This window comes from Bacillus sp. FSL E2-8900 (genome assembly GCF_037966225.1).
In the GTDB taxonomy this organism is placed as follows: domain Bacteria; phylum Bacillota; class Bacilli; order Bacillales; family Bacillaceae_G; genus Bacillus_A; species Bacillus_A cereus.
The window spans coordinates 160,719-187,699 of sequence record NZ_CP150193.1 but is presented as its reverse complement, the minus strand read 5'-3'; the positions used below and the strand labels follow the sequence as shown (position 1 = coordinate 187,699).

Here is a 26,981-nt window from a genome sequence, read left to right as displayed (position 1 = left end):
TAGATTATAGATCAACATGTATATACATATAGAACACCTGATTACCTATAAACAAATATTTATAATAGGTTTTATCTCCTTCTATAGCTACTTCAAGACATGGACATTATGACGTTACGAACAACACATTTAGGGAGGAACGAACAATGAAGAAAAAAGTTATACCTGTTGTTGCATCTGTTTTAGGGGCAAGTCTATTACTAACTGCTTGCGGGGGAAATAAGGATAATGCAAGCGGAGCGAAAGCAAACGATAAAGCACCTGATAAACAGGCAATTAACTTATCATTCGCTTCAGAAATTCCAACAATGGATGTTGCAAAAGCAACGGATGGGGAATCCATGAACGTAATGCGCAATGTTTTTGAAGGGTTATATGCAATGGGAGAAGATAATAAACCGGTTCCTGGTGTCGCTGAGTCGGTTGACATTAGTCCCGATAAAACAAAATATACATTCCATCTGCGTGATTCAAAATGGTCAAACGGTACTCCTGTTACAGCAAAGGACTTTGCCTTCGCTTGGCAACGTGCCGTAAATCCTGATACAGCAGCTGAATACGCATTCTTATTCTTCGATATAAAGAATGCGAAACAAATAAACCAAAAACAATTGCCAATTGATCAACTAGGGGTCAAAGCTGTTGATGACAAAACGTTAGAAGTGCAACTAGACCGTCCTGTTCCCTACTTCTTAAGCTTAACGACATTCTCAACATTCTTACCAATTAATGAAGAGTACTTAAAATCTCAAGGTGATAAATATGGTTTGGAAACAAATCATTTAATTTACAACGGTGCTTTCACATTAGAGAACTGGAAACATGAACAAAGCTTCCAATTGAAGAAAAACCCTAACTATTGGGATGCTAAAACGGTAAAATTAGAAGAAATCAACTTCAATGTCGTTAAAGATAAGTCTACAGAAGTGAACTTATATGATTCAGGACAAATTGATCGTGTTGCTTTAACTGCAGAGTTTGTTGATAAATATAAGAGCGATCCAAACTTCAAGGAACGCGCTGAAGTCGGCATTCAATTCTTACGATTAAATCAAAAAAATGAAACATTAAAAAATCAACATGCACGCCTTGCTATTAACGGCGCAATGAATAAAAAAGCTTACGTAGAAACAATTTTAAATAACGGCGCTGTTCCAGCTGAAGGAATGGTTCCTGCGAAATTCGCAAAGAGCCCAGAAGGCAACGACTTCCGTAAAGAAAATGGAAATCTAGTCAAGGATGATGTGAAAACAGCGAAAGAAAACTGGAAAAAAGCAAAACAAGAACTTGGTACTGACAAAGTAACAATCGAACTATTAACAAGTGACAATGCTTTAGCTAAAAAGACTGGTGAATATTTAAAAGGTGAATTAGAAAAGAACTTAGACGGATTAACAGTGAATTTAAAACCACAACCACGTAAACAACAGCTAAAACTACTATTAAGTGGTGACTATGAAATTGGTATTGACGGCTGGGGCCCTGACTTCGCTGATCCAATTACATTCTTAGATCTATTTACAACAGATAGTGCTTATAACTTCGATAAATACTCTAACAAAGAGTACGATGAGCTAATTCATAAAGTGAAAACAGATTTAGCTGGCGATGAAAAAGCACGCTTTGAAGCAATGAAGCAAGCTGAAAAAATTCTATTACAAGACGGCGCTGTCGCTCCTTTATACCAACAAGGTCGTTCTTACTTACAACGCTCTTTCATTAAAGGACTTGTAACAACTGACTTCGGTGGTGAGTTTAACTACAAGTGGACAGAAGTTGCAAAGTAACAAAAGTAAAAGGTATCCCATGAAGGATACCTTTTTACTTTTATACAACTTTAACTACAGAGCTTCCTCTTCCCTTTGCCATTCCTTTTATAGCTAAAATCATACCTGCTACTAATTGTATAACCAATACAATAACTAATAATGAAATAATATTTCTTTCTAAACTAACTCCTCCAAATATTATTGTATAATAGCCATTTCCTGCATATATTGCAGGAAATAATTCACTGATTGTTTGGTATGTTTTAGAAAGCATTTCATGTGGTACAATTACACCCAAACTTACAAGTTGTAACGATAGTGAGATGATATTGAAAATCATACCTGCATCTCCAAAAACAGTTACAACCATTTGTGTTAATGAAAGAAAGGCGAAGAAGACTATTGTCAATAATCCTCTTTTCCTTCTTTTTGCATTGAACCAAAACTCATCATACATATAAACACAAACATCAAATATGTTCTCCACGTCAAAGAAGGTATATGCCCTGACCAAAGATAGCTAACTAAATAATTAACTCCCATAATACAAGACGATATTACTAAACTAATACTTATTAGTTTTACATATTTGAGCATATCTTTTCTCCTTGTTTTTTATTTTTCTACTTCTTCAAATTGTAGATTCACCGGCTCTTCTAAAAGTGTTTCATAAAAGTTCTCTGCCAAATCTGTTGAAGGAATTTTTTCATCTACTTCATCAAATCGAATACTATCTAGCCACACACAACCTTCTCCTGATAATAAAACACCAAATGCAATACCAAGTGCTTCTTCTTTTATATCTAATACAACCGAGTACGATTGCCAGTTATTCGTATTTTTAATGGGGCGATTTTGCATATTATCCATAGCGAGCGGTTCTGTATCTTTTCCATCTACTCGCATCCACAATCCTGCCCAATCTCTTACATTTTCACTCTTAATAAATGCTGTAAAACGTAATCTCTTTCCTACATATTTATCCGCTCGGAACATTTGCATTAATGTTGAAAATCCTCCGTGCGTAACATTCTCTTTTGCTTTTATGTATGCAGATACTTTCCCCTGATGGACAACTTCATAATCTAAACCCATCTCATATTCAGCAGGATGACTTCCACTTAAGATCCATCCTTTCGGTATACCTTTTTGCATTGAAACACCCTCTCTTTCTATATAAAATGACTGAAAGTACTTTCGATATTTCTTTGGTGGCAATTGAAACATTCTTTTAAAAGCTCTCGTAAATGCCTCTTGTGAGGAAAAACCGTATTGCACTGCAATATCAATAACAGCTCTCTCCGTTGACACTAAAACTTGCGCAGCATGAGTTAACCTTCTCTTTCGAATATAATCTGTTACACTCATCCCAACATATCTTTGAAAGATGCGATGAAAATGGTACATCGATACTGCACTGTGAGATGCCACTCTTTCTGTTGTAAGCTCCTCATGTAAGTGATTCTCTATATATTCAATTGATTTTTTTATTATCTCTTTATATTCTTCATGCATTTTAGCCCCTCCTCACAACTTCAATTTACCATATACATACAAATCTTTTTTGATTTAAATTGCGGATTAGCCCTTGCAACTACAGAATAATAATTTATTTTCAACACATACATAATTACATGTTTTTGGGAAAAACTTGTATAGAACGAATTTACATAAGGAGGAATTTATAATGAGAATTCTACTATCAGTTTTATTAGCTCTTATGCTAGTACCTGCATTAACAGGATGTAAAGCTCCTGCAAAAGAAGACACAACTTCTAATAAAAAGACGACTGAAGAAGCAAAAAATGAGGCTCCTGCAGATTTAAAACTAAACTTCAATGAATTCGATTTAAAGGCAGACTACCAAGATACAAAGAAAGACTACGAAGCAGACTATAAAAATGTAGCAGCTGATAAGAAAATGGAAGCAAAAATTGAAGATCATAAAGCAGATGTAAAATTAACAGGAGACGAGGCTATCACAAAATTAAGCCCACTCTTACAAGAATTAAAATTTGATAAAAATACTGCTGACCAAGAAGTAATCGATCAAGTAGTGAACGTGTTCAAACTTGATAAAGACTATCAAAAATTTGATTTAGAAGTTGTCTTCTCTGATGGAACGAAAAAAGAATACAAAAGAGAAATAAAATAAAGAAGTAGGCGGTTGCCTACTTCTTTATTTTTTAATTTTTGCGTATCTTAATTCTGGACTAGAACCAATAATGAATTGGACACCAGATACTGATGATTTTTGTAAATATGAGGCACTTGGGAAAATAATTGGGATTAATGGTGAATCTGTAAACATAATATCTTCCGCTTTATGTAATAATTCAAAGCGCTTATCCTCGTTTTGTTCAACTTTTGCTTCTTTTATTAAAGCGTCAAATTCTTTATTATGCCACTTTGCATAGTTATTCGGACCATCACCTGCATATAAATCTAGTTTAGTAATTGGATCTAATAAAGAGCCGCCCCATCCCATATAAGCTAATTGGAAATCACTTTGCTTGTATGTGTCGATGTAACTCTTCCACTCTTTATTTTCTAATTTAATATCTACGCCAAGATTTTTCTTAAACATTTCTTGCATTGCTTCTGCTACTTTTTTATGTTGTGTATCTGTAGTGAATTTTAATGTTACTTCAGGTAATGTAGACCAGCCTTGTTCTTTCATGCCTTCTTCTAATAACTTTTTCGCTTCTGCTGGATCAAATTTAACGTAATCACCTTTTTCTTTACGGAAATCACGGCCACTTTGTGTTTTTGCTCCTTCTGGAACGAATGCATATGCTTCTTGCGCATTATTTTTATACAATTTTTCAACGATAAATTTACGATCAACCGCTAATGAAAATGCTTTACGTACCTTCGCATTTGTAAACGGCTCTTTTTCTACGTTAAACGAATAAATATACGAAGAGAAACCTGCAACACGCTTATATTCTTTATTTCCTTTTTCTTTTTCGATCATCTCTTGTGGTAAACCACTTAGTAAATCTAATTCTTTGGATTTAAATAATTGATACGCTGTTTTAGAGTCTGGAATAATACGAAACTCAATTTCTTTTAGAGTTACCTTTTTATCATAGAATTCTTTATTTTTTTGTACTGTAATAGCCTGGTTATGCTTCCACTCTTTTAACGTGAATGGCCCATTCGTAATTAACTCTTTTGGATCTGTTTTTAATTTATTATTATCATCAATCGACTTTTTAGCTAATGGAATAAATAGTGAGCTTGCTAGTTTTTGTTTAATAGAAGCAACTGGGTGTTCAAGGGTTACCTTTAATGTTTGAGGATCAACAACTTGAATACCAACTTGCCCCTCTTCACCTTTCCCAGTATTATACGCCTCTGCCCCTTTAATAAAATACATTTCTGTCGCATTCATAGAACCCGTTTTTGGATTTAATAATCGCTTCCATGCAAATTCAAAATCATTTGCTGTAATAGGCGAACCATCTGACCATTTAATATCTTTCTTCAAATGAATTGTATATTCAGTTCCATCAGCATTTACTTCTTCTTTCTCCGCTAATTCATTTTGATATTTCCCATCACTATCTTGCGTATATAAACTTGAAAACAACTGCCCAATTATATAACCTGACGTGCTATCTGTTGCAATAGCAGAATCAAGTGTATATGGATCACTACTAATATTCGTTACTAATCGATCGCCTTCTCCCTTACCAGCACTCGCCTTTGGCGTTTCTTTCTTACCGCAAGCAACAGAAGTAATTGCTAAAACAGTCATAATGACAAACAGTAAAAACTTCTTCATCCTACATTCTCCTTTAACCTGAAATTTTTGGTGTTGATGCTAATAATGTTTTTGTATAAGAATGTTGTGGATTACGGAATACTTCGTCCGTATTTCCAAATTCAACAAGTTCTCCTTTGTATAAGACAGCTACTTTTTCACATAAATAGTGAACCATCGGTAAATCGTGAGCGATGAATAAATATGTATAACCTTGTTCTTTTTGGATTTTTTGCAGCAGATGTACAATTTGAATTTGCAATGAAACGTCTAATGCTGAAATTGGTTCATCAAGAATCAATACTTCTGGCTCACACAATAACGCTCTTGCAATAGCGATACGTTGACGTTGTCCTCCGCTAAATTCATGCGGATATCGATCAATATATCTTCTATCTAATCCAACACGCTCCAGGGCATCACCCGCTACTTTATCCTTCAATCCTTTATCACCTAAACCGAATGAAATATAACCCTCCGTTACGCTATCGCGTATTTTCCAGCGCGGATTTAATGCAGCTGTAGAATCTTGAAAAATGAACTGTACTTTCTGTAAAAAATCTCGCTTATGAGCTGACTTCAGCATGTGAACAACTTGACCGTTATAATCAATTTCACCAAACGTTGGACTCTCAATCCCTGCTATGAGCTTTCCAAGTGTTGTTTTTCCTGAACCACTTTCACCAATAATGCCAAGTGTTGTTCCTTTCGGGATAGAAAGTGATATATCTTTTAACGCTGTGATTTCTTTACTTTTACTTCCATATGTTTTCGTTACTTGCTTTACAGTAATTAAATCTGTCGTCATGAGGCATTCACCTTCTCTTTTGATTTCGCTTTATTATGCTCCAGAACATGCTGCCAGCAATGTGAACTATGCTCCTTAGAATACGTTGTTCTCTCTGGGAAACGATGAATACATTCTTTTATGGCTACTGGACAACGATTTACAAAAGGACAACCAAAGCTATTTAATGTTTCAATGGAAGGTGTCGTTCCTTCTATAGCACGTAATACCTTTTCGGAAACATCCATATTCGGAATTGCTTGTAATAAGCTTTTCGTATATGGATGTTTAGGAGAACCTATTACCTCCTGTATCGTTCCTTTTTCAACAACACGTCCCCCGTACATAACAACTACTCGATCAGCTACCTCACGTACAAGTGCCAAATCATGTGTAATTAATAAAATACTCGTATTTTGTTTTTCTTTTCTTTCTTTTAATAGCCCCATAATTTGTTTCTGAATCGTTACATCTAACGCTGTTGTCGGCTCGTCTGCAATTACAAGCTTTGGATGACAAGCAAACGCAATTGCTAAACAAATACGTTGCCTCATCCCCCCGCTTAATTGATGTGGGTACTGTTCAAAGCGTTTCTCTGCTTCATGTATCCCTAAATCTGTTAACAAGTTAATCGCAATTCCCTTTGCCTCTCTTTTCGACTTTTTCCCATGTTGCAAAATTACTTCTGTAATTTGTTTGCCTACCTTCATCGTTGGGTTTAAAGATGAAAGCGGATCTTGAAATATAAAGGAAATATCTTTTCCGCGAATTTGATTCCATTCTGATTCTTGTAAATTCGTTAATTCCTTTGATTGGAAAGATACATTTCCATCATCGATATGAATTAATTCTTGATTCAAGCCGATAATGGATTGTGCTGTAACACTTTTTCCTGAACCACTTTCTCCTACAAGTGCAACTATTTCACCTTCGTTAATAGAAAAGGAAACATGTTTCACAATTGCTTGCTTACTATTCTCTTTTTCAACGGCTAACGTTACGTTTTCTAAAGATAAGATTTGTCCCATGTTTTTTCTCCTTTCGATTCCGTTTGACGATTTTTGGATCAATTGCATCTTGCAAACCATCACCAATTGCATTAAATGCGAACATAATGAGTGCAATCATGATTGCTGGGAAAAATAGCTGCCACCATTCTCCGCTCAATAATGTCCCGAGTGCATCATTCGTCATCGTCCCCCAACTTGCCGCTGGTGATTGTACCCCAAGTCCTATAAAGCTTAAAAATGATTCTGAAAAAATAGCTGCTGGAATTGTAAATGATAAATTGACGATAATAATCCCTGTTAAATTCGGAATTAAATGCCCATATATAATTTTCATATGTGATGTACCTAATCGCTCTGCTGCAATAACAAACTCTCGTTGTTTTAAAGACAATACTTGTGCTCGAATGAGACGAGCCATTCCAATCCATCCCGTTAATGCAAGGGCGATAATAATGGTGAAAAGACCTGGTTTCATAACAATTAATAGTAAAATAACAATTAATAAATATGGGATGCCGTATAATACTTCAATTCCTCTTATAATCCACTCATCAATTAACGTTCCAAGGCGATTACGCCCTCTCACATATCCACTAAATCCACCAATCAGTACACCGAGCCCTATATCGAGGGCAGCTGCTACTAATCCAACTGTTAGTGAAATCTTCCCACCAGCCCAAGTACGTGCCCAAATATCTCTCCCTAGATCATCTGTTCCAAACCAATGTTCACTACTCGGCGGTAAATTTGTTGCCTCTTTTACTTGTTCACTCGCAGTAAATGAAGTTAAACTTTCGCCAATAAGCGAGAAAACAATAATTAGCAATAACGTCACTGTTCCTAAAACTGCGATTGGATTCGATATAAACTTACGAAACACTTCTTTCTTTCTGCTAATCGTTTGCTGATTTTTATTTATCGTTAATTCTTTTTTCTCTTCATTTGTTAATAACTGGTCATTAATTTCATAAGCCCCCATCTAAACATCCCCCTCCTTACGTAATAGAACGAATACGTGGATCAACAATACGGTGAATAATATCTGTAATGAAAATACAAGTAATTAATAATGCACTATAGAAAATTGTTGTTCCCATAATCACCGGATAGTCTCGGTTAAAAATACTATCTACAAAATATTTTCCTAGGCCAGGAATTGAAAAGATTTTTTCAATAACGAAAGTCCCCGTTAAGAGTCCAGCCATTAACGGTCCAACAAATGTAAGTACTGGAACAATCGCATTTCGAAGAGCGTGTCTTATAATAATCTTCTTAATTGGTATGCCTTTTGCTCTTGCTAACTTAATATAATCACTCTGCAGTACTTCGATCATATTAGAACGAACAAACCTTGTAATCACTGCGATTGGCCCTAACGCTAACGCAAAGGATGGCAATACTGTATGTTCGAATGTTCCCCAAGAGGCTACTGGTAAAAGCTCGAATTGAATAGCGAATACTTGTATAAATAGTGGTGCTAAAATAAAACTTGGAATAGAAATACCTAGAATTGCGAGCAAACTCACACTATAGTCAATTACTTTCCCATGATATAGAGCAGCAAATGTACCTGCAGCAATTCCGACTAGCAATGAAATAATAAGTGCTTGTAAACCAATAATTGCTGATGGACCAAAACCAGTTGTTATAATTTCTGATACACCTTGCCCGGTTGATTGAACAGATTCACCAAAATCAAAATGAACTACGCCGTCTAAATAAGCAACATATTGATTCCATAACGGTTCATCAAGGTGATACTTCGCTCTCATGTTTTGGATCACTTCTTCAGGAAAGATTTTTGCATCTGATGAAAATGGATCCCCCGGAATAATATGCATAATTAGAAATGTCACCGTCGTAATAACCCATAGCGTGAACACCATAACTGATAATTTTTTAATTACATACACCCTAATAACCCCCTAAACACATATATTTACTTAGTTTTATAAACGTACTTTTTCCATTACTCCCTTTTCTCTTTTTAGAATACAAAAAGCCTTGATCTTAAAAAATAAGATCAAGGCTTAATAAACAAAGGCCCATCACTTATCTTTCAAGACTTGCTTGCTGGAATTAGCACGGTGTTCTTATTACAGAACCCGCTGCTGAGGTGTCATAGGGCCAGTCCCTCTACCTCTCTGGATAAGTAAATTGCTATATTATTATTTAGTTCAAATTGTATATCTCGAATTATAATTCTGAAAAATTGAAAAGTCAATCTAATTGGATAAATTTAGAAAAGTCAGTTTTTAATTCTTTTATCGAAATTACAGTTTTCGGCTTATAATAAAAAGAAATGATATTAAAGGAGTTATAAGATGGACCCCTTACTTCTTGCTACTATAGGATTACCCTTAACAATCGTTATACTTGTCATCATCGGCTTCTATAAACTCTTTATTAAAAAGAAACGTATTACTTCTTTTTATACTCCTTTCGATAATATTACCGGGCAAACTATTTCCGAATTTCACGAAGAACAGAAGGTATTAGTATCCGAGGATGAAGACGGAGATGGTAAGAAGAAAAAATAACCTTGCACAGGCAAGGTTATTTTTTCGTTTCTGCTTGAAAACGTTTATAGTATGTCGATGCTGTTGCAAAGTTAATTTCTATATCACGAATCAACGATGAATCTTCTTCTTTCGCTAACTTCTGTAATTTTTTCATCGCTTGTTCTGATTCATTCAAGAAACCAACATATACCTCATGTTCTTGCTCTTTCGATTTTGGAACACGAATTTCTTTACGTATATGATCAATATCTTCTAACATGCTCGTTGTTACCTTTTGCACATCTTCTTTATATGTAGCATTCGTTATTTCCTTACCGCCCTTTTCTTTTGCCACTTCAAATAACTGCAGTGCGTTATTAATTTCTTTATTCATTTTCAAATCGTATTTTTCATGTACTGCACGGTATTCTTTCATTTCTTCTGTTTGTTCTGTAGATTGCTCTACCTTTTCTTTCGTTTCTTTCGTTTCTTTATTTCCATTACACCCTGCTAGAAGGAGCATACTTCCCATTACAGCAATACCCAAAACCTTCTTCATCTCTTCTTCTCCTTTTATCTACAGCTATTACTCATTATAGTTTCTTTTATCTCCACTTGTTATTATACCGAGAACGCCCTACTTTTTACACTTAAGACGACATCGTAATATATATACCAACATGTTTGTCACAGTATCGTCACTTTATACAAATAACTTTTGCAATGCTTTACTACATCACCTTACAAAACTGTATGAGGTATTTCAAAGAAATGAAAAAAGAACTGATTCAAACATTCCCTTTGAATCAGTTCTTTTTTATTAAGCCTCTAAATTTTGTCTTTGTTGCAGTTCAAACTGCTTCTCACTTCTTCTGGCCATAAATAGATAACATAATACTGCTCCTACTTCACAAAGCGCAATAACAATACCCATCGGTAATGCTGTATTACTTCCACCGATACCTACTAGCGGCGCAACAAGAGCTCCTGAAATGAACTGTAATAAGCCTAATAAAGCTGATGCTGTTCCTGCAGCTTGTTTCTGATTTCTCATCGCTAATGAAAACCCAGTTGTTGATACAACCCCGACACTTGATACGACAAGGAATAACGAACATAAAACACCGATTAAACCTATTCCTAGTACGATTGTAAGTAGTAAAGATAGGCCACCAACAGCTGCGATAATAATACCAGCAACAAATAATGTCTTCTCATTCACTTTCCCCGCTAAACGACCCGTTACCTGACTAGCAATAATAATACCGATGCCGTTAATCGCAAAGAATAAACTAAATTGCTGTGGTGATGCTCCGTATATGTTCTGCAACACAAATGGTGAGCCCGAAATGTATGCAAACATTGCCGCTGTTACTAATCCTTGTGACAATGCATATCCCATAAACAGACGGTCCTTTAATAGTTTCCCGTACGTCGCCAAAGTCCCTGACAAACCACCCGTTTCTCTTTCTTCAGGAGGTAATGTTTCGCGCAATACGAAAGTAGCTGAGATTAACATAAATACGCTAATTGCCCCAAGGACGATGAAAACACCGCGCCACGTTGTAAACTGTAATAATTGCCCCCCAATAATCGGTGCCAAAATAGGTGCTGCTCCGTTTACTAACATAAGCAGTGAGAAAAACTTCGTCATTTCAGAACCTGAGTACATATCACGTACCATGGCACGTGATATAACAATACCGGCTGATCCTGAAGCTCCTTGTAGAAAGCGCAATAACACTAATGTCCAAATAGATGGCGCGACAGCACAAAGTAAAGAAGAAGCAACATAAATAATAAGAGCAATAATAAGCGGTTTGCGTCTTCCGTAAATATCACTAATTGAGCCAACAAATAATTGTCCTACTGACAGCCCAAGCAAACAAGCTGTTAATGTAAGCTGCGCTAGGGATGCACCTGTTTGCAAGTCATCCGTTAACTTCGGTAATGAAGGCAAATACATATCAATAGATAATGGCCCAATCGCCGTAAGTGTTCCTAATACAAGAATCATCCATAACCTGTTTGCCTTTACAGGTTTATATATTTCATGATTAACTTCATTCACTTTTTCAATTCACCCTTTCCTATACAAACCAAATCGTAACAATTATAGTTACATCATAAACATACGTCAAGTACAGTGCATTTTCCTCTTTCATAATGTAAAAAAAGCGATAGAAATTCTATCGCTTTACTTTTTTACATTGCTATTCGTAAATTTAGATACTGAGGCCATCGTCTCTCCCGTATCTAAATATGTAATTTGAATTGGGTCTCCTACTTCTGTAAACATAGCATATGGGAATTTCTTCACCGGTATCATAAATACCTTTTGTTCATTCTCTAAAAGTACGTACACGATTGTATTTTCACCTGATTTCTCTTTATATACACGTTGTACAATACCTTCTTTTTGCGCTTCTTTTCCTGTTGAGGTTGGTCTAAATGTATCACCATTACCGCTCATTACGTTTTTATAATTCTCAAGCGCTTCTTTCTGCGAAGAACCTGTCGCAAATATTTTTGCATTAGCAGCATATACAACTGTATGTGCACGTACTAGGCCTCCATCATCAACAACCGGAATAATCCAAGCTGGTTTACCGTATACGTTATAAATGACAGGCATTGTCCCATGCCATTTCTCTCTCTTAAAGGAATTATCCACTACTTCTGTAGCTGCTGAACCATCCATAATCCCCTTTACTTCTTTTCCATTATAGTAATATAGCTTGCCTGTACGTGCATCTACTAATGAATAGCCTAGGGCTGAATCTACTCCTTCTTTTGGAGAAGTAAAGTCTGTAAAATAATACAGTGTTCCATCTTTACCAAAGATCGGGGTCACCCCTTCTTTCGTTCCCCACTCAGTCGGAATTTTCATATCTGTTTGCGAGAATTTCGTATTCCAAAATCCGTGAATATATTTACCAAAGTACGTATTTAACGTAGATGCAGTCTCATGATTTAATACACCATCAACAAATTTAGGTGCCTTTCCTTTATCATATCTTTTCACTTCACCTGTTTGTGCATCTACTACGACAACACCTTCTACCTCAAATCCAGATCTTCCTGAAATAAATTCACCATACGTCATTGTATAATATGGTTTTCCTTTATCATCAACCTCAAATTTAGGTTTTCCTTTAAAGATTAAATTTGGTTCTGCTTGCCTTACCACACGCTCTAAATTATTACCAAAAAACATGCTTGGCACATATTTCATTTTATAACCGAGGTGCAGTTTCGCTTCCGCATCAGGATTCGTACCTGACATCGTTACATACCCTGGAATTGTCTCAGCTTTACGCGCTTTAAAAAATCCTGAAACTTCAATCGGCGCTACATATAAAGCCTCGCCGTTTACCATTTGTGGCGTTAATTCTCCTAGCTCAAAATAAGCTACTTTTGGAATATCACCAAATACTTTTTTCATCTTATTCTCCGCTGTCTTTGGCGGCACTGTAAACGGCTGGTCATTTTCAGTAAATGGCTCTGAAATATCTTTCTCTACCTTAACAACAGAATCATATTTCTTTTGCGAGATTACTATATCGTGCAAATAACCAAAGTAGCCGTAACTTGCGAGTAAAATAAACATTAGAAGTCCTTTTAATGTACCTTCTAATTTCCCTATTTGATCTTGTGAAAATAAAACAAGCCCAATTAAAATTGCTACTGCAACAGAATAATGAGTAAGAATCGAGTCTACTCGATCATCAATTAGCCAAAAGTATTCATAGATTGCAATACCTATCCAAAATAAAACAGGAATAACTAAAATAGATGATTTCTTACCCTTTACAACCTTCTTATCTCCCTTCTTATCCACTGCTCGAAGCTTACTACTACTTCTTGTCCATGGAATCAAAAACAAAGTAAGAATAGCTAAAACTACAAATTTCATCAAAGGCACTGTCCCCTTTTCTTTTGTATTCCCTTTTAGTATAACAAATAAAGGGTATTAAGGTAAAAATAGGAATAGTTATATTTTTTTACTACTTAATACAATCCCGCTCACTACATATAGAATAGATGCAATATAAAAAATTGTACCAATCGTAAAGAAATCTACTAAATATCCCGTGGCAATAACCGCTACTGCTCCGCCAATGGATGTCCACACATGGTACTTTCCAATCTCATAACCAGCCTTTTCCTGCGCAACCTTTCGTGCTAACGAAGTCTTCTCAGTATTACGCTGCACAGCACCTAAAACGCCCATTACAATTTGAAGAATATACACATGCCAAACTTCCGTGGCAATTGGAAAGCAAAGCATTAAAATTGCCATGGACCAAGCGTATATGATTAATAATTTTTTATCACCTACTTGATCAGATACCTTTCCCACTAGTGGATATACAAGCGCTGATGTTAAAGCAAATAAGCCATACGCCCAGCCAAATTGCGAGAAGCTATTTCCAACGTTTCGAAGTAATAATATATAAAAAGGAAATACCATACTTCCTGCCATCATGATAATACTTTGCGAAGCCACAAATCTTCTATATGTCATTTCGTATACTCCCTATAAAATAAATTCACAAATCGCTCTTCTGAATCTACTTCCTTCTTTTTCTTGAGAAATTCTTCAATACGAGGATATGCCCTCTTTAACTGCTCTTTCGTTGGATAAGAATAGTACGGCAAATAGTAACTACCGTTATGCTTTAAAGTAACATCAATCATCTTCCGAATGACATCCTCTGTTCTCTTTATCTCACTCTCTGAGCGTCCCTGGTTAATCAAAAGAACCAGCGCAAACATATCATCTTTCGCATAGGACAAAACTGCATTTTCATTCTTTTCCACGTAACGAATCGTAATGTTGAGTAAATTAAACTCTTCTTCATTTAATACGTTACGTAAATCATCTATATACTCTGTGAAAGCATCTATAGGCACAAAGTATTCTTGTAACACTTCGGTCCTATTTGGATTTTCATATTCCATAAAAGCACTATCTGATCTCATAACATTATTACGCGTCTCATACTTTCCATCTGTACGTTCAAAATAACCTCTTTGTATATCCCAAAATGTATTCTTTCCCCAATCACTATAACGTGATAACCCAAGTAAAAATTTCGGTGCAGCTATAATATTTTCTTCCTTTAATTCACTGTACTCTTCTCTCATATTTTGATTTTGTGCCAAAGTATAATCCGTCACATACATCTCTTTTAAAAATGAATTTGGAGCAACAGAAATACGTGCTAAGTGCATACGAACATTCTCATCTCTTTTCACTTTCTCTTTGAAATAAGATGCGTATTCTTTATAATCTATCATTCTCGTGTGCATTTCATATAATTCATCTTCTGTTAACTTCAGCGTCATATCTAAAATAACTCCAAATAAACCGTAACCCCCAATGACATATGGAAATAACTCTGCATTTTCTTCTCTACTTACATTACGTACCGTGCCATCTGCCATTAACAATCTAAATGAATCTACTGTATCAATCAGTGCCTCATGACGAATATCACGCCCGTGTACATTTACACTTAATGAACCGCCAACAGTAAAAATATTTTGAGACTGCATGACCTGTACCGCAAGGCCATAAGGATTTATTTTCTTCTGAATATCATTCCAGGTGACACCACTTTGAACTGTAATCCGCTTCTTCTCTGGATCAAATTCTAATATTTTATTATATCCTTTCATATCGAGCATCGTGCCATTCGGATAATATGTCTGTCCTCCTTGGCTATGTTGCATGCCTGCAATGGAAATTTTCTCTCCTGAAACTTTTGCATCTCGCACTAATTTTATTAACGAGTGCTCTTCCGTAGCACTTTCAACACGTTTTATTTTCGTCGGAAGCAATTTACCTACATCACTCATAATAGGATGATCAATTTGTTTTTTATACGTATGTACAGACGTTGCAAGCAAAACCGTATATGCGACAATGACCACTGCTATCTTTCTTTTTTTCAAAGGACACTCTCCTTATTAGCAACAAAAAGAGATACCCGTTCTTTCAGGTACCTCTCTTGACAGTGATTACTTTGCTGCTGGCAATTGTATTGGATCAAATTTATCATACGATGTAAACTTTGCATCCGTAATAATATGCGCTTTATCCTCACCATTGCTACTCATAACCATATCTATCTTTGCTGATTCATATTTAAAATCTTTTGTAATAATATATTCCCCATCTATTTCTTCTATCTTTGCATTTTGGCCTTGTAGCATTTGTTTCTGCTTTTCATCCATACTAGCTAACATACTCTCTGTCTCTTGCCCTTTTAATGCAAACTTCAGCTTATAATTATCTCCACTTTTCTCCATCTTCACTTTATTTAAAATTTCCGATGGAATCTCTAAATTATCTACCATTCCTTGAGTCGCGTTCATTCCGTTAGCATTTAATTGTTCCTCTGGTACAGACATAACTTCACCCGTATTAGGATTTTTCAACTGACCAGCAATTTTGCCACCCACATCATAAACAACAACCTCTGTACCAGAAACATTCATTTCAGAACGAGAATTTTTTTTCTTCGGCTCTAGTTGCATTTTGGCCTTTATTACATTCATCTCTGTTCCTTCAGCCTTTATTCCCACATCATATGTCATCGTTACATTTTCTTCGTTTTTAAAAGCTTCATTCGCTTTATTAAAAACATCCTTCGCTGTTAATTCCTTTTCTTTCTGCACAGCTTCTTTTTTCGGTTCATCAGTCTTTTTTGTTTTCTCATTACTACACCCTACTCCTAGACCGACTGCAAGTACTAAACTTGAAATTAAAATAAATTTTTTCATAACGTCCCCTCCTTCCCAAAAATAATATCATCTCTTTTCCTATGAAATCTATATAATTCGTAATATTTATCTTTAAATTTATTTCCTATATAACAACATGTTTGAGAAAAAGTTTAAATATGATGTAAATAATAACAACTCATTTCAGGAGGTCAGGATGAAAGCGATTATTTGCACAAAGTATGGACCACCTAATGTTCTCCAGCTTCAAAATGTAGAAAAGCCTAAACCTAAAAAAAATGAAGTATTAGTTAAAATTCACGCAACAAGTGTATCAACTGGAGATTGTAGAATACGTGGCTTTAATAGCCCCCTCTTATTTTGGATTCCTATGCGGATCATATTAGGTTTCAGAAAACCGAGAAAACCTATACTTGGCGTAGAATTATCCGGTGAAATCGAAGACATTGGAACAGATGTAACACAATTTAAAAAAGGAGATCCAGTTTTTGCATTAACAGAACTAAACCTTGGTGGTTATGCGGAATACACATGCGTGCATGAAAGTGGATTAATAGCATTAAAACCTACCAATGTGACATATGAAGAAGCTGCCGTTATTCCTTTTGGCGGAACTTCAGCATTGCACTTCCTTAGAAAAGGACAGATAAAAAAAGGGCAACGAGTACTTATATACGGCGCCTCTGGGTCAGTAGGGACAGCTGCCGTACAACTTGCGAAATACTTCGGGGCGACTGTCACAGCCATTTGTAGTAGTTCGAATTTCGATTTAGTAACAGCTTTAGGGGCAGACAACGTAATTGATTATATGAAAGAAGATTTTACTAAGCGGGGCGAGCACTATGATATTATATTTGATGCAGTTGGAAAATATAAAAAGTCTCTTTGTACAGATGCATTAATGCCTAATGGAAAATATGTATCTGTGAACGGAATGATGGCAAAGGTCAGTAAAGAAGATATGAACCTACTAAAACAACTAGCTGAAACAGAAAAGCTAAAGCCTGTTATTGATAGAACTTACCGATTAGAAGAAATTGCTGAAGCTCATATATATGTAGAAAAAGGACATAAAAAGGGGAACGTTTCGATTACCTTAAAATAAAATATATTCTGAAAATATCATTGACAATTCTTTTTGTACGATTTACTATTAGTACCATATTCAAAACTACATACACATACTCTTATCAAGAGTGGCGGAGGGACTGGCCCGATGATGCCCGGCAACCGAGCTTATGACGTATAAGCTAAGGTGCTAATTCCTGCAAAACGAGTTTTCGTTTTGGAAGATAAGAGAGGAATCTATTTCGTCTATTCGGCACCTCTCTTATTTTTGAGAGGTGCTTTTTATTTTGGAACGTATATGAAGGGGGATTTATAGATGAAAAAGGTATTATTAAGCATTGTAAGCGGAGCAGTATTATTATTAGGCGCATGTAGCGTGAGTTCAAATAAAGAGGTAAAAGCATTAGACGAGAAAAAGATTACTGTCGGTGTAACAGGTGGACCACATGAACAAATTTTTGAAAAGGTAAAAGAAGTTGCAGCAAAAGATGGTCTCGAAATTGATATAAAAGTATTTAATGATTATGTAGCGCCAAACGTATCATTAGATGAAAAAAGCCTTGATGTAAATAGCTACCAAACGAAATCGTATTTAGATGTATTTAAAGCTGAACGCAATATGAAATTAGCTGAAGTATTTTCAACAGTAACATTCCCTATGGGCGTATATTCTAAAGATATAAAAGATGTAAAAGACTTGAAAGAGGGCGATGCAATTGCTGTACCAAATGACCCAACGAATGAACTTCGAGCTTTAAAATTATTTGAAAAAGCAGGGGTTTTAAAAGTTGATCCAAAGGCTACAGAAAAAGCGACTGCAAAAGATGTAATTGAAAATCCAAAAAAATTAAAGATTGTCGAATTAGAGGCATCTCAATTACCAACGCAACTAAGTGAAGTGAAAGCAGCTGCAATTAACACAAACTTTGCATTAGGTGCAAAATTAAGTCCAGCGAAAGATTCTATTTTCCGCGAAGGAAAAGATTCACCCTATGTGAACTGGGTTGTTGTTCGTACTGAAAATAAAGATGATGCCGTTGTAAATAAATTAAAGAAAGCTTATCAATCTAAAGAAGTAAAAGAGTTTATCGAGAAAAAATTTGATGGTTCAGTTTTACCATCTTGGTAGGAGCTGACGATAATGATTGAATTAAAAAACATATCCAAAGTATTTACAACAAAAAAAGGGAATGTTGAGGCTCTTAAGTCTACTTCCCTTAAAGTAGAAAAAGGCGAGGTATTTGGAATCATTGGGTATAGTGGCGCTGGTAAAAGTACATTGATTCGATGTGTAAATTTATTAGAAAAACCAACGACAGGAAATATCATTGTAAACGAACAAGACTTAACAACGTTATCGACAAAAGAACTAGCAAAAGCGAGACAAAGAATCGGAATGATCTTTCAAGGATTCAATTTACTTAAAACTGTTACCGTTTATGAAAATATCGCATTACCGTTACGGCTTGCTGGCATTACAAAAGCAGAAATTGAAAAAAGAGTAGAAAAGTATTTACGCATTGTCGATCTTTTTAATCGAAAAGATGCGTATCCAAGCGAACTTTCTGGTGGTCAAAAACAGCGTGTTGCAATTGCTCGTGCGCTATCACATGAACCTGAAGTGTTATTAAGTGATGAAGCAACGAGCGCATTAGATCCCGAAACAACCGATTCTATCCTTGATTTGCTATTAAAGATTAACGAAGAAATCGGAATTACGATTTTACTCATTACACATGAAATGAATGTCATCCAGCGTATATGTGACCGCGTTGCTGTTATGGAACATGGATCTGTAGTCGAAAGTGGGACTGTAAAAGATATTTTCACAAACCCACAACATGTAACAACGAAGAAATTTGTAAATAGCGCATTTGCAGCGAAAATTCCAGAAGAGGTACAGAAAGAACTACAAAGTACTGGAGAAATTGTAACACTTTCATTTATTGGCACTACTTCAGGGGAACCTGCCTTAGCCGTTGCCACAAAACGTTTCCAAGTGTATCCGAATATTTTATCCGGTAATATTACGCAGTTAAAACATGAAGCATATGGGAAACTAGTCGTTCATATGCAAGGGGAACAAAATGAAATCCACCGTGCTTTATCATTTTTACAAGAGCAAGGAATCATCGTAGAAGGAGGTAGAACAGACTATGGGAAACAAGTCCTTTTTGGATGAATGGGGTAAAGTCATATGGGAAGCTACGATCCAAACCTTTCAAATGACATCTATTTCATTACTCATCTCGATCCTTATTGCACTGCCACTTGGTGTTACACTTGTTTTAACGAGACCTGGTGGGCAGCGTGAAAATAAAATCATCTATCCTATTCTTAATACAATTATTAATATCATTCGCTCTCTTCCATTTATCATTCTATTATTCTTTATTTTACCTTTTACAAAGTTTCTAATGGGAACGTCCATTGGCGTGCAAGGTGTTATCGTACCGCTTGTCGTCTTCACAGCCCCTTATATCGCACGTTTAATGGAGACAGCTTTACTAGAAGTCGATCGTGGTGTCATTGAAGCCTATCAAGCGATGGGCGTTTCTACTATAAAAATTATTTGGCACGTTATGGTGAAAGAAGCTCGTCCCTCCCTTGTACTCGGATTAACAATTGCAACGATTGGCTTAATCGGCGCAACAGCAATGGCTGGCCTTGTAGGTGCTGGCGGGCTAGGGGATTTAGCATACCGGTTCGGACATTTACGCTACGAGCCTGAAGTAATGTATGCAACCGTCTTTATTTTAATTATCCTCGTTCAAGGATTACAGTCTTTAGGGAATGGTGTTGCACGAAGATTGAAGAAAGATTAAAAAAGAAGGCATCTCACCCTGGTGAGATGCCTTCTTTTTTATCTTTTAAATCCACCTTCTGAATGAATAACTTGCCCAGTAATCCACTCGGCCTCTTCACTTACTAAAAATTTAATGAGTCTAGCTGCATCCCTTGGCTCACCAATTCTGCCAAAAGGAAACATCGGCTTTAACCCTTGTTTTATCTCTTCAGTCATCCATCCTGTATCGGTTGGTCCTGGATTAATTGCATTCACTGTTATTCCTAAATGAGCTACCTCTGCTGACAACGTACTAGTAAGAGCATCAATAGCTCCCTTCGTTGTCGCATAAGCTAGTTCTCCTGCCATAGGACCTTGAAATTGCCCCGAAGTAATATTAACAATTCTACCACCAGATTTCTTATCAAATCCCCGGGAAAATTGACTACTGAGCAATGTAGTCGCACGAACATTTACCATATAATGCTTATCTAATTCTTCAGCAGTCAACGTAGAGAAATCATTATTCGTAGAATATGCTGCATTATTAATTAATATATGAGGGTACCCTAATTGTTCAGTAACTTTATTTATAAGCTCTTTTGGTGCATCATTCTGAGTTAAATCTAACTCCATACTTGATACTTTAACACCGTTTTTTAGTAACTCTTCTTTTAATTGTATTTGTTCATTTTTATCAACGCCCCAAGGCATCTCTTTATCGTAAGCTGTCCAATACGTAAAAAATATATCGTATCCTGATTCAGCTAATTCTTTACAAATCGCTGCCCCTATACCATCTAGACGACTTACCCCTGTAATAACTGCTACTTTATTTTTTAATTGGTTCATCATATACTCCTCCAAGTTTAAAGGACGCATATTTTATATAAGAGATATAAACTTTCCCACAAAAAAGACAGATACATAAAATAGGCACCTATCCTTATAAAAGGGATGTACAAGCCAAATATGCATTCCTTGAATGATTTACAGATAACTAAATAAACCCTCGCTTATGAGAGCAAAATTTATCTATCTAGTAGTTTCTAATCATTACAAGTTCATCCACATATTGAGTCTTTGTCTCCTCTCCATATATCTCCAAATTTTATTTTAGCACTAAAGATTTAATATTTCAAAAAATAAAATAACCACTCCTATTTATAAAGTATCGTGTACTATAAACCATAGTTAATAACTAATTTAAATTTAAGTGTATACATTTATCATTACCTATTCGTTGTATAAGTGTAGGGAGGAAAAGTGATGGGAAAAGAAAATATATTTACCTCCTATCTTATCAATCTAGGGGAGGAAGTGTTCAAACTACTACTAGCGAAAGGGGCTATAAAAGAAGATGCAGAAGACATCATCCAAAATACTTTCTATAAAGTATATACGTTGCTAGATCACCTAACCGAGAGTAACATACGACCATGGTTTTTTAGGGTCGCATTAAATGAATACATTGACTTAAAGAGAAAAAAAGAGCAACAGAACATCTATTTAACTGAAGATATTTATTCAAAATTACAATATACAGACCGAGAATTAGACGCTGTTTTAAATAAAGATGAGATTTTCTATTTATTAAAAGATATAAAACCAGAATATAAAGAAGCCTTCTTTTTAAAATACTATTACAACTTTTCATATGAAGAAATCGCTCTAATACTAGATATTCAAGTGAACAGCGTAAAACAAAAATTACATCGTGCACGTAAAACAATTCATTCTACAGTAGGAGGAAAACCTTAATGGATACTTCTTTAAAAGATGCATTAAAAAAAGCTCAAAGAAAACAGTTACTTAAAATCATCATTACCTCAATTATCGTTGTAATCATGCTTATACCTATAATTTATAAAGTTGGCAATTACTTTGCGGCGAAAAGTTCGACAAAGCTTCACGAAAGTCTCTTTTTACATAATGCAATTGCCGAACCTAATGTGCAAATCGATTCTCAAGTTACAAGTAATTCAACTATGTTTGGCGGCAATATTATATCAAATCGATCTAAAAATATTAATGGTTATGTAGTCCCATGGAACACTTTAACAAGTTCCTATGGTTGGCTCCGTATCAACATTGATACCAATGAATTAACACCCGGATTTTATTGGTCCGATACAGAGTTCTATGAGTATGATAAACAAACAAAGAAAAAATTTGCAACATTTTATAATCCCGCTATTAAGGAATATTTTGATGGTGTCCAAAATGAATTAGGGGAAGTTTCACAAATGAATAACTATGTTGCCGAAGTTGCTATTTCTTTCAACCAGCCCTACACACTACAAGAAATTAAAGAGAAGATTCCAGACAACTTAAACATTGTATGGTTATACATGACCTCACCAATTAGAGATGAAAGCAAAGGGCCTGCTGGTATGCCCGTTTATGGATTTAATCCAGACAAGTCACCTGGAGAAGCCTATAAAGAGTTCGTTGATTCACTTAACCAATACGATGACGATGGTCATGATAAAGATATCCAGAAGTTTTTAAAATCAAACAAGGACAAACCATTTGATCAAGTGAAAATTTTAGGGGTTATGCTAACTGGGAGAACGGAAAACTTTAAGGCGTTAGAAAACCAAGACTTTATTCGTGGTGCTTCTGTAGGGGTGACTGCGCAAATTGTTCCTTATATAAAGCCAGAGAAATAATACGTAATGCGCAGATACACTAAAAAAACTAAATGAATCTATTTACTCTGGGAGCTCTCTACTACAATAGATAGCTCCCAGACCACATTTATTCTTCACCTTCCAAAAATAAACTTCAAAATGCTTTGTACAATTTCACAAATGAAAAATCATAAATTTGTTCACATTAGATATATAATAAACGTGTAAATACAATATTGGAGGGATTTCAATGGTTATCAATTTTTTAAGAACTGATAAACGTGCTACTTTCATATTATTACTTTTACGGCTTTACATAGGATATACATGGCTCGCTGCTGGGATAGGCAAAGTCTTCGGACAATCTTTTGACGCAAGCGGTTTTCTAAAGGGTGCTATTGCTCAAGCATCAGGTGACCATCCTGCAGTACAAAGTTGGTGGGCAGATTTTCTTCAACATTTTGTCCTTCCAAACGCAGACCTATTTAGCTTTTTAGTTCAATGGGGAGAAATTTTAGTAGGTCTAGGTTTGATTTTAGGCGGATTAACAAAAACAGCTGCATTTTTCGGAATCATAATGAATCTTTCATTTTTATTAAGCGGAACTGTTAGTGTAAACCCAAACCTGCTTATTTTGACTATGTTCATTTTAGTTGCAGGGCAGAACGCTGGACGTATTGGATTAGATGGCTATGTTTTCCCTAAACTTTTCCGTAAAAACAACCACGGAATATATAAATTAAGTAAAACTGCGTAGTAACAATTTACTTTTAAAATATAAATAAGAAAAAGAGCCTGAATATAGGCTCTTTTTCTTATTTATCCTAATTTAAACTTTTAACGAACCACGAAAACCTCTGGCAGCATAGTAAGAGTCTGCTCCATTGTGGTACACGAAAACATGTCCAAAGCGATAATCGCAAAATAGAGCACCACCAAGCTCTCTAATATCTGAAGGTGTTTGTACCCAACTCGATGATTTCATATCAAAATCTCCAAGTTGTTGTAACTCTCGATATTGTTCTTCCGTTAATAACTCAATACCCATAGCGGCCGCCACATCAATAGCGTTATTTTCTGGTTTATGCTTTTTTCTTGATTCTAACGCTTCAAGATCATAACAAAGACTTCTGCGGCCTTTAGGACTCTCCTTTGAACAATCATAGAAAATATATTCGTCCTTTTCTTCATCATAACCAATAACATCCGGCTCACCACCAGTTACTTCCATTTCGTTAAGTGACCATAATTTTTCAGCATTAGCTTCTATCTTCGCTTCAACTTTAGCCCATTCAAGACCTTCATGGCGGTTCATGTTTTTCTCAAAACGAGCTTGCAATACTTTCAATAACTCTTCACGTTTTTCTACTAATAAGTCATTTTTATTTCCTGTCATATTAGTCCTCCCTGATATATGTACTGATAGTAGTTTAAGTATATATTTTATAATAAATCATCTCAATATGAAGACCGTTTCAATCATATATCTTGTACAAACATCTATTACAAAGTCCTAAAACCCTCCATACTCTCTTCAAGCATATAGTGTGAAAACCACATCAAGTTCTGCTTCATAATAGCCACATGAACTCCTGGTTGGTCAGAACTATATGCCATTCCTTTAAATATAATTAATTCTGTATCAACTTCCATATCCATTAATCCTTGATATAGATCATATGCATTTGTAATCGGAATTCTTGCATCCTTTTCCCCATGTTGAATTAAGGTAGGCGTACAAGCTGATTTAATATACGTCATAGGTGATGTCTTCGTATATATATCTGGATCATTCCATGGAGTATTTCCTAAATACATTCTAATAAAGTAAGGTATATCTGTATTTACATAATGGGTACTCCAGTTAGTTATTCCACCGCCAACTGAAATAGCTTTAAACCTGCTACTAAATGTAGAACAAAAAGCTGATACATATCCACCATTGCTCCATCCCATAACTCCTACTCTATCTTTATCTACTATCCCTTGATCAACTAGTTTATCAACTCCTGATATAACATCGTCGTAGTCAGCAATCCCCTGTTTTCTATAGTTAGCTTTTAAAAATTCATTACCATAACCTGAACTTCCTCTGTAATTTGGCTCTAAAACGATAAAGCCTTTTTCAACAAACTGTTCAATCGGATATTTCTCATTGAAGCAGTCTGAAAATATCGGAAAAGATGCCCAAGCCGGACCACCGTGAATTACTACTAATAAAGGATATTTTTTATTAGTGTCAAACTCTACTGGCGTTGATAAAACACCTTCTATTTCAAGACCATCACTACTTTTCCATGAGATGATTTCCCTGTTACTTTTAAGTTTCCCTTTGAAAAAGCTATTTTCATCCGTTATTTTTTTATCGTCTAAATAGATTTCAAAGGTTTCATTTGTTATAGCCTTATTATAGGTTATATGATTTCCATCCTTTGTTATAGAGGCATCCATTATAAAGCCATCTACCTTGTCGCTTAATGCTTCCACAGTGCCATCTTCAGCTAGTAATCCAATACGATAATTCGTTTTATCCTGCCATCTAATTAAAATTCCTTTAGCTGTCCACTGTAATGGCATAACTGTACTATCAAAGTTTGTTAGAGGCTGAATTACCTCTCCAGTATTCATATCATATATCTCTAACGTACTATCTTGTATATGGTTTCTATAGTAATCCTTCTCTCTTATGCTTGCTGTGTAACATATTTTACTGCCGTCAGGAGAAAAGCAAACACTCCCTCCCAACAACTTATCCACATTCAGCTTTTGTAGCTCTCCAGCTTTAATATGGAGTATGTATAGATCTCCATTTATATAATCTGCCATATTTGAGCTTGGTGTCGCCATAAATACAACCTTTTTACCATCCTTTGAAATATCAAATTCATGGATATGAAAATCCTTACCATCCGTTAATTGATAAACAACTCTGTTCTCGTGTTCATCTGTATCACTTTGTATCACCTTCTCTATTTCAATGTAATATAAACCATTATTCTGGTGTTCCTTACCTATATGTTGAAAATCTCCATATAGGTCCTTACGTTTCTTTATCTCCTCACATTCTTTTGACTGCGTAACATAATAAAGACCCTTTCCAGTAGGACCCCATTTGAATGTACTGACTCCTTCTTTCTCATCAGTAATTTGAACATCTCTATAACCATCTAGTGACTTAACAAATATCTGATTTTCCCCATCACCAACTGGACTAAGATATGCGATGCACCTAGCATCTGGAGACCATAATGGGTGTGTACTATCTATATCACTATTTGATAATGGGTAACTCTGCTTCTTATCTTTTTCATATATCCATACATGATTCCTATATATATTGTCTTTCCAATCAGCCGTCTTCTTAACAAATGCTACGTTTTTACCATCATCACTTATGTTTGTACTTGATACGGTTGGTAATGAAATAATCTCTTCTATACTTAGATATGTTTTTTCATTCACTTTCATCAATATACCCCCTTGAAATGTCCATAAATCTCTCGTCTCTTTTTGTCGTAATAAAGGAAATTGTTCACGAATACTTAAAATGGTAACGGAAAATTCAGATAAATAAAAGTGAAGTCGATAAAGTAAAACTTTAATTTATGGGGTTCTATCCACTTACCAATTCTAGATGTTCTTTTTCGACACAAAAACACCCCTTTTAGATACAAATTTGTAAATTTATTTTAAAGCTATAACTATATGTTGGTTTGGAATAAAATTTGATAGAAATGAAGTCACAAATCTTTATTTAACAACAAAAAAATTCATTTTGAAAAAACGATTGATCAAAATAGAATTACTCTTTTTAACTAAGTATGAGATTTTTATAAAAAAATTTTAATCAAAACTCACTTAGAATCTTTACTTGAAGGAATAAAGCTTCGCATCTTTTTTGTGAAC

At 35.3% G+C, this 26,981-nt stretch carries 27 protein-coding genes and 2 riboswitches; of the genes, 10 read left to right on the top strand and 17 right to left on the bottom strand.

The annotated features are described in order from the left end of the window. Nucleotides 1-146: 146 nt before the first annotated feature. Entirely contained in the window at nt 147-1,787 is a 1,641-nt protein-coding gene (locus tag NST90_RS01050) for a peptide ABC transporter substrate-binding protein (protein ID WP_000730942.1), read from the top strand. Nucleotides 1,788-1,827: 40 nt separating this feature from the next. Here NST90_RS01050 and NST90_RS01045 read toward each other — a convergent pair whose 3' ends face one another. Genes NST90_RS01045 through NST90_RS01035 form a run of 3 tightly spaced genes read right to left on the bottom strand, consistent with a single transcriptional unit; the run spans nt 1,828 to nt 3,284 of the window. Next, nucleotides 1,828-2,178 (bottom strand): hypothetical protein, encoded by a 351-nt coding sequence (locus NST90_RS01045; RefSeq protein ID WP_000156942.1) that lies wholly within the window; start codon nt 2,176-2,178, stop codon nt 1,828-1,830. Further along, nucleotides 2,175-2,366, bottom strand: coding sequence for a hypothetical protein (locus NST90_RS01040; RefSeq protein ID WP_000922552.1), 192 nt, complete (start codon nt 2,364-2,366; stop codon nt 2,175-2,177). Before NST90_RS01040 ends, NST90_RS01045 begins: the two co-directional genes overlap by 4 nt. 18 nt (nt 2,367-2,384) lie before the next feature. Then, the gene (locus NST90_RS01035) at nt 2,385-3,284 is read right to left on the bottom strand and encodes an AraC family transcriptional regulator (RefSeq protein WP_000544203.1); all 900 of its coding nucleotides are present in this window, start codon (nt 3,282-3,284) and stop codon (nt 2,385-2,387) included. 172 nt (nt 3,285-3,456) lie between these two features. Between NST90_RS01035 and NST90_RS01030 the strand changes: the two genes are divergently transcribed. Beyond that, nucleotides 3,457-3,924, top strand: a complete 468-nt coding sequence (locus NST90_RS01030; protein ID WP_001221553.1) for a YusW family protein — start codon at nt 3,457-3,459, stop codon at nt 3,922-3,924. 24 nt (nt 3,925-3,948) lie between these two features. Here the strand turns inward: NST90_RS01030 and NST90_RS01025 are convergent, their stop codons facing one another. Genes NST90_RS01025 through NST90_RS01005 form a run of 5 tightly spaced genes read right to left on the bottom strand, consistent with a single transcriptional unit; the run spans nt 3,949 to nt 9,248 of the window. Next, nucleotides 3,949-5,559 (bottom strand): peptide ABC transporter substrate-binding protein, encoded by a 1,611-nt coding sequence (locus NST90_RS01025; RefSeq protein WP_000714099.1) that lies wholly within the window; start codon nt 5,557-5,559, stop codon nt 3,949-3,951. 13 nt (nt 5,560-5,572) lie between these two features. Continuing rightward, nucleotides 5,573-6,346: an ATP-binding cassette domain-containing protein gene (locus NST90_RS01020; protein ID WP_000205679.1), complete on the bottom strand. Its 774-nt coding sequence runs from the start codon at nt 6,344-6,346 to the stop codon at nt 5,573-5,575. Continuing rightward, nucleotides 6,343-7,353 carry an ABC transporter ATP-binding protein gene (locus tag NST90_RS01015; protein ID WP_000529797.1) on the bottom strand — a complete coding sequence of 337 codons (1,011 nt, stop codon included), beginning with the start codon at nt 7,351-7,353 and terminating at the stop codon, nt 6,343-6,345. The genes NST90_RS01020 and NST90_RS01015 overlap by 4 nt, the downstream gene beginning before the upstream one ends. After that, complete coding sequence (locus NST90_RS01010; RefSeq protein WP_000501529.1) at nt 7,310-8,314, bottom strand: ABC transporter permease; 1,005 nt, start codon at nt 8,312-8,314, stop codon at nt 7,310-7,312. The genes NST90_RS01015 and NST90_RS01010 overlap by 44 nt, the downstream gene beginning before the upstream one ends. A 16-nt stretch (nt 8,315-8,330) precedes the next feature. After that, on the bottom strand, nt 8,331-9,248 hold the full coding sequence (locus tag NST90_RS01005; RefSeq protein WP_044307082.1) for an ABC transporter permease: 918 nt from the start codon (nt 9,246-9,248) through the stop codon (nt 8,331-8,333). 136 nt (nt 9,249-9,384) lie between these two features. Beyond that, nucleotides 9,385-9,490: riboswitch (SAM riboswitch) on the bottom strand. Between the two features lie 169 nt (nt 9,491-9,659). Here NST90_RS01005 and NST90_RS01000 point away from each other — a divergent pair. After that, nucleotides 9,660-9,875 (top strand): DUF3951 domain-containing protein, encoded by a 216-nt coding sequence (locus tag NST90_RS01000; RefSeq protein ID WP_000371386.1) that lies wholly within the window; start codon nt 9,660-9,662, stop codon nt 9,873-9,875. A gap of 16 nt (nt 9,876-9,891) precedes the next feature. On the opposite strand, the gene NST90_RS00995 is transcribed toward NST90_RS01000, so the two are convergent. The 6 genes from NST90_RS00995 to NST90_RS00970 form a co-directional block, all read right to left on the bottom strand. Beyond that, nucleotides 9,892-10,395, bottom strand: a complete 504-nt coding sequence (locus NST90_RS00995) for a lipoprotein (protein WP_044307083.1) — start codon at nt 10,393-10,395, stop codon at nt 9,892-9,894. A gap of 261 nt (nt 10,396-10,656) precedes the next feature. Beyond that, nucleotides 10,657-11,916: a multidrug effflux MFS transporter gene (locus tag NST90_RS00990; RefSeq protein ID WP_231009439.1), complete on the bottom strand. Its 1,260-nt coding sequence runs from the start codon at nt 11,914-11,916 to the stop codon at nt 10,657-10,659. A gap of 117 nt (nt 11,917-12,033) precedes the next feature. After that, nucleotides 12,034-13,752 carry a DUF3981 domain-containing protein gene (locus NST90_RS00985; protein ID WP_000674048.1) on the bottom strand — a complete coding sequence of 573 codons (1,719 nt, stop codon included), beginning with the start codon at nt 13,750-13,752 and terminating at the stop codon, nt 12,034-12,036. 78 nt (nt 13,753-13,830) lie between these two features. Beyond that, nucleotides 13,831-14,364, bottom strand: a complete 534-nt coding sequence (locus NST90_RS00980) for an MFS transporter (protein WP_000222367.1) — start codon at nt 14,362-14,364, stop codon at nt 13,831-13,833. Beyond that, a complete protein-coding gene (locus NST90_RS00975; RefSeq protein ID WP_046392313.1) occupies nt 14,361-15,797 on the bottom strand; it encodes an FAD-binding oxidoreductase in 1,437 nt (478 codons plus the stop codon). The genes NST90_RS00980 and NST90_RS00975 overlap by 4 nt, the downstream gene beginning before the upstream one ends. Before the next feature lie 66 nt (nt 15,798-15,863). Further along, entirely contained in the window at nt 15,864-16,628 is a 765-nt protein-coding gene (locus NST90_RS00970; RefSeq protein ID WP_000713522.1) for a DUF6612 family protein, read from the bottom strand. Between the two features lie 157 nt (nt 16,629-16,785). Here NST90_RS00970 and NST90_RS00965 point away from each other — a divergent pair, with 157 nt between their 5' ends. The 4 genes from NST90_RS00965 (at nt 16,786) to NST90_RS00950 (ending at nt 20,482) form a co-directional block, all read left to right on the top strand. Then, nucleotides 16,786-17,694 carry an NAD(P)-dependent alcohol dehydrogenase gene (locus NST90_RS00965; RefSeq protein ID WP_000643859.1) on the top strand — a complete coding sequence of 303 codons (909 nt, stop codon included), beginning with the start codon at nt 16,786-16,788 and terminating at the stop codon, nt 17,692-17,694. A gap of 79 nt (nt 17,695-17,773) precedes the next feature. Next, a riboswitch (SAM riboswitch) is annotated at nt 17,774-17,888 on the top strand. An 85-nt stretch (nt 17,889-17,973) separates the two neighbouring features. Beyond that, on the top strand, nt 17,974-18,786 hold the full coding sequence (locus tag NST90_RS00960; protein ID WP_000756997.1) for a MetQ/NlpA family ABC transporter substrate-binding protein: 813 nt from the start codon (nt 17,974-17,976) through the stop codon (nt 18,784-18,786). Nucleotides 18,787-18,798: 12 nt separating this feature from the next. Then, the gene (locus NST90_RS00955) at nt 18,799-19,839 is read left to right on the top strand and encodes an ATP-binding cassette domain-containing protein (RefSeq protein WP_046392312.1); all 1,041 of its coding nucleotides are present in this window, start codon (nt 18,799-18,801) and stop codon (nt 19,837-19,839) included. Then, nucleotides 19,814-20,482 (top strand): methionine ABC transporter permease, encoded by a 669-nt coding sequence (locus NST90_RS00950; RefSeq protein WP_000527151.1) that lies wholly within the window; start codon nt 19,814-19,816, stop codon nt 20,480-20,482. Before NST90_RS00955 ends, NST90_RS00950 begins: the two co-directional genes overlap by 26 nt. A 38-nt stretch (nt 20,483-20,520) precedes the next feature. Here the strand turns inward: NST90_RS00950 and NST90_RS00945 are convergent, their stop codons facing one another. Continuing rightward, nucleotides 20,521-21,297: an SDR family oxidoreductase gene (locus NST90_RS00945; RefSeq protein ID WP_002098920.1), complete on the bottom strand. Its 777-nt coding sequence runs from the start codon at nt 21,295-21,297 to the stop codon at nt 20,521-20,523. A gap of 414 nt (nt 21,298-21,711) precedes the next feature. On the opposite strand from NST90_RS00945, the gene NST90_RS00940 reads away from it, so the two are divergent. The 3 genes from NST90_RS00940 to NST90_RS00930 all read left to right on the top strand — a co-directional run bounded on the left by NST90_RS00940 (nt 21,712) and on the right by NST90_RS00930 (nt 23,832). Next, complete coding sequence (locus NST90_RS00940) at nt 21,712-22,203, top strand: RNA polymerase sigma factor (RefSeq protein WP_000514134.1); 492 nt, start codon at nt 21,712-21,714, stop codon at nt 22,201-22,203. Further along, nucleotides 22,203-23,114, top strand: a complete 912-nt coding sequence (locus NST90_RS00935; protein ID WP_000381492.1) for a sigma factor regulator N-terminal domain-containing protein — start codon at nt 22,203-22,205, stop codon at nt 23,112-23,114. Before NST90_RS00940 ends, NST90_RS00935 begins: the two co-directional genes overlap by 1 nt. A gap of 211 nt (nt 23,115-23,325) precedes the next feature. After that, nucleotides 23,326-23,832, top strand: a complete 507-nt coding sequence (locus NST90_RS00930) for a DoxX family protein (RefSeq protein WP_000236366.1) — start codon at nt 23,326-23,328, stop codon at nt 23,830-23,832. A gap of 72 nt (nt 23,833-23,904) precedes the next feature. Here NST90_RS00930 and NST90_RS00925 read toward each other — a convergent pair whose 3' ends face one another. Together NST90_RS00925 and NST90_RS00920 are read right to left on the bottom strand one after the other, a co-directional pair. Then, the gene (locus NST90_RS00925) at nt 23,905-24,471 is read right to left on the bottom strand and encodes a DUF4256 domain-containing protein (protein ID WP_000147387.1); all 567 of its coding nucleotides are present in this window, start codon (nt 24,469-24,471) and stop codon (nt 23,905-23,907) included. Nucleotides 24,472-24,578: 107 nt separating this feature from the next. Further along, a complete protein-coding gene (locus tag NST90_RS00920; protein WP_046392311.1) occupies nt 24,579-26,543 on the bottom strand; it encodes a S9 family peptidase in 1,965 nt (654 codons plus the stop codon). Between the last annotated feature and the right edge of the window lie 438 nt (nt 26,544-26,981).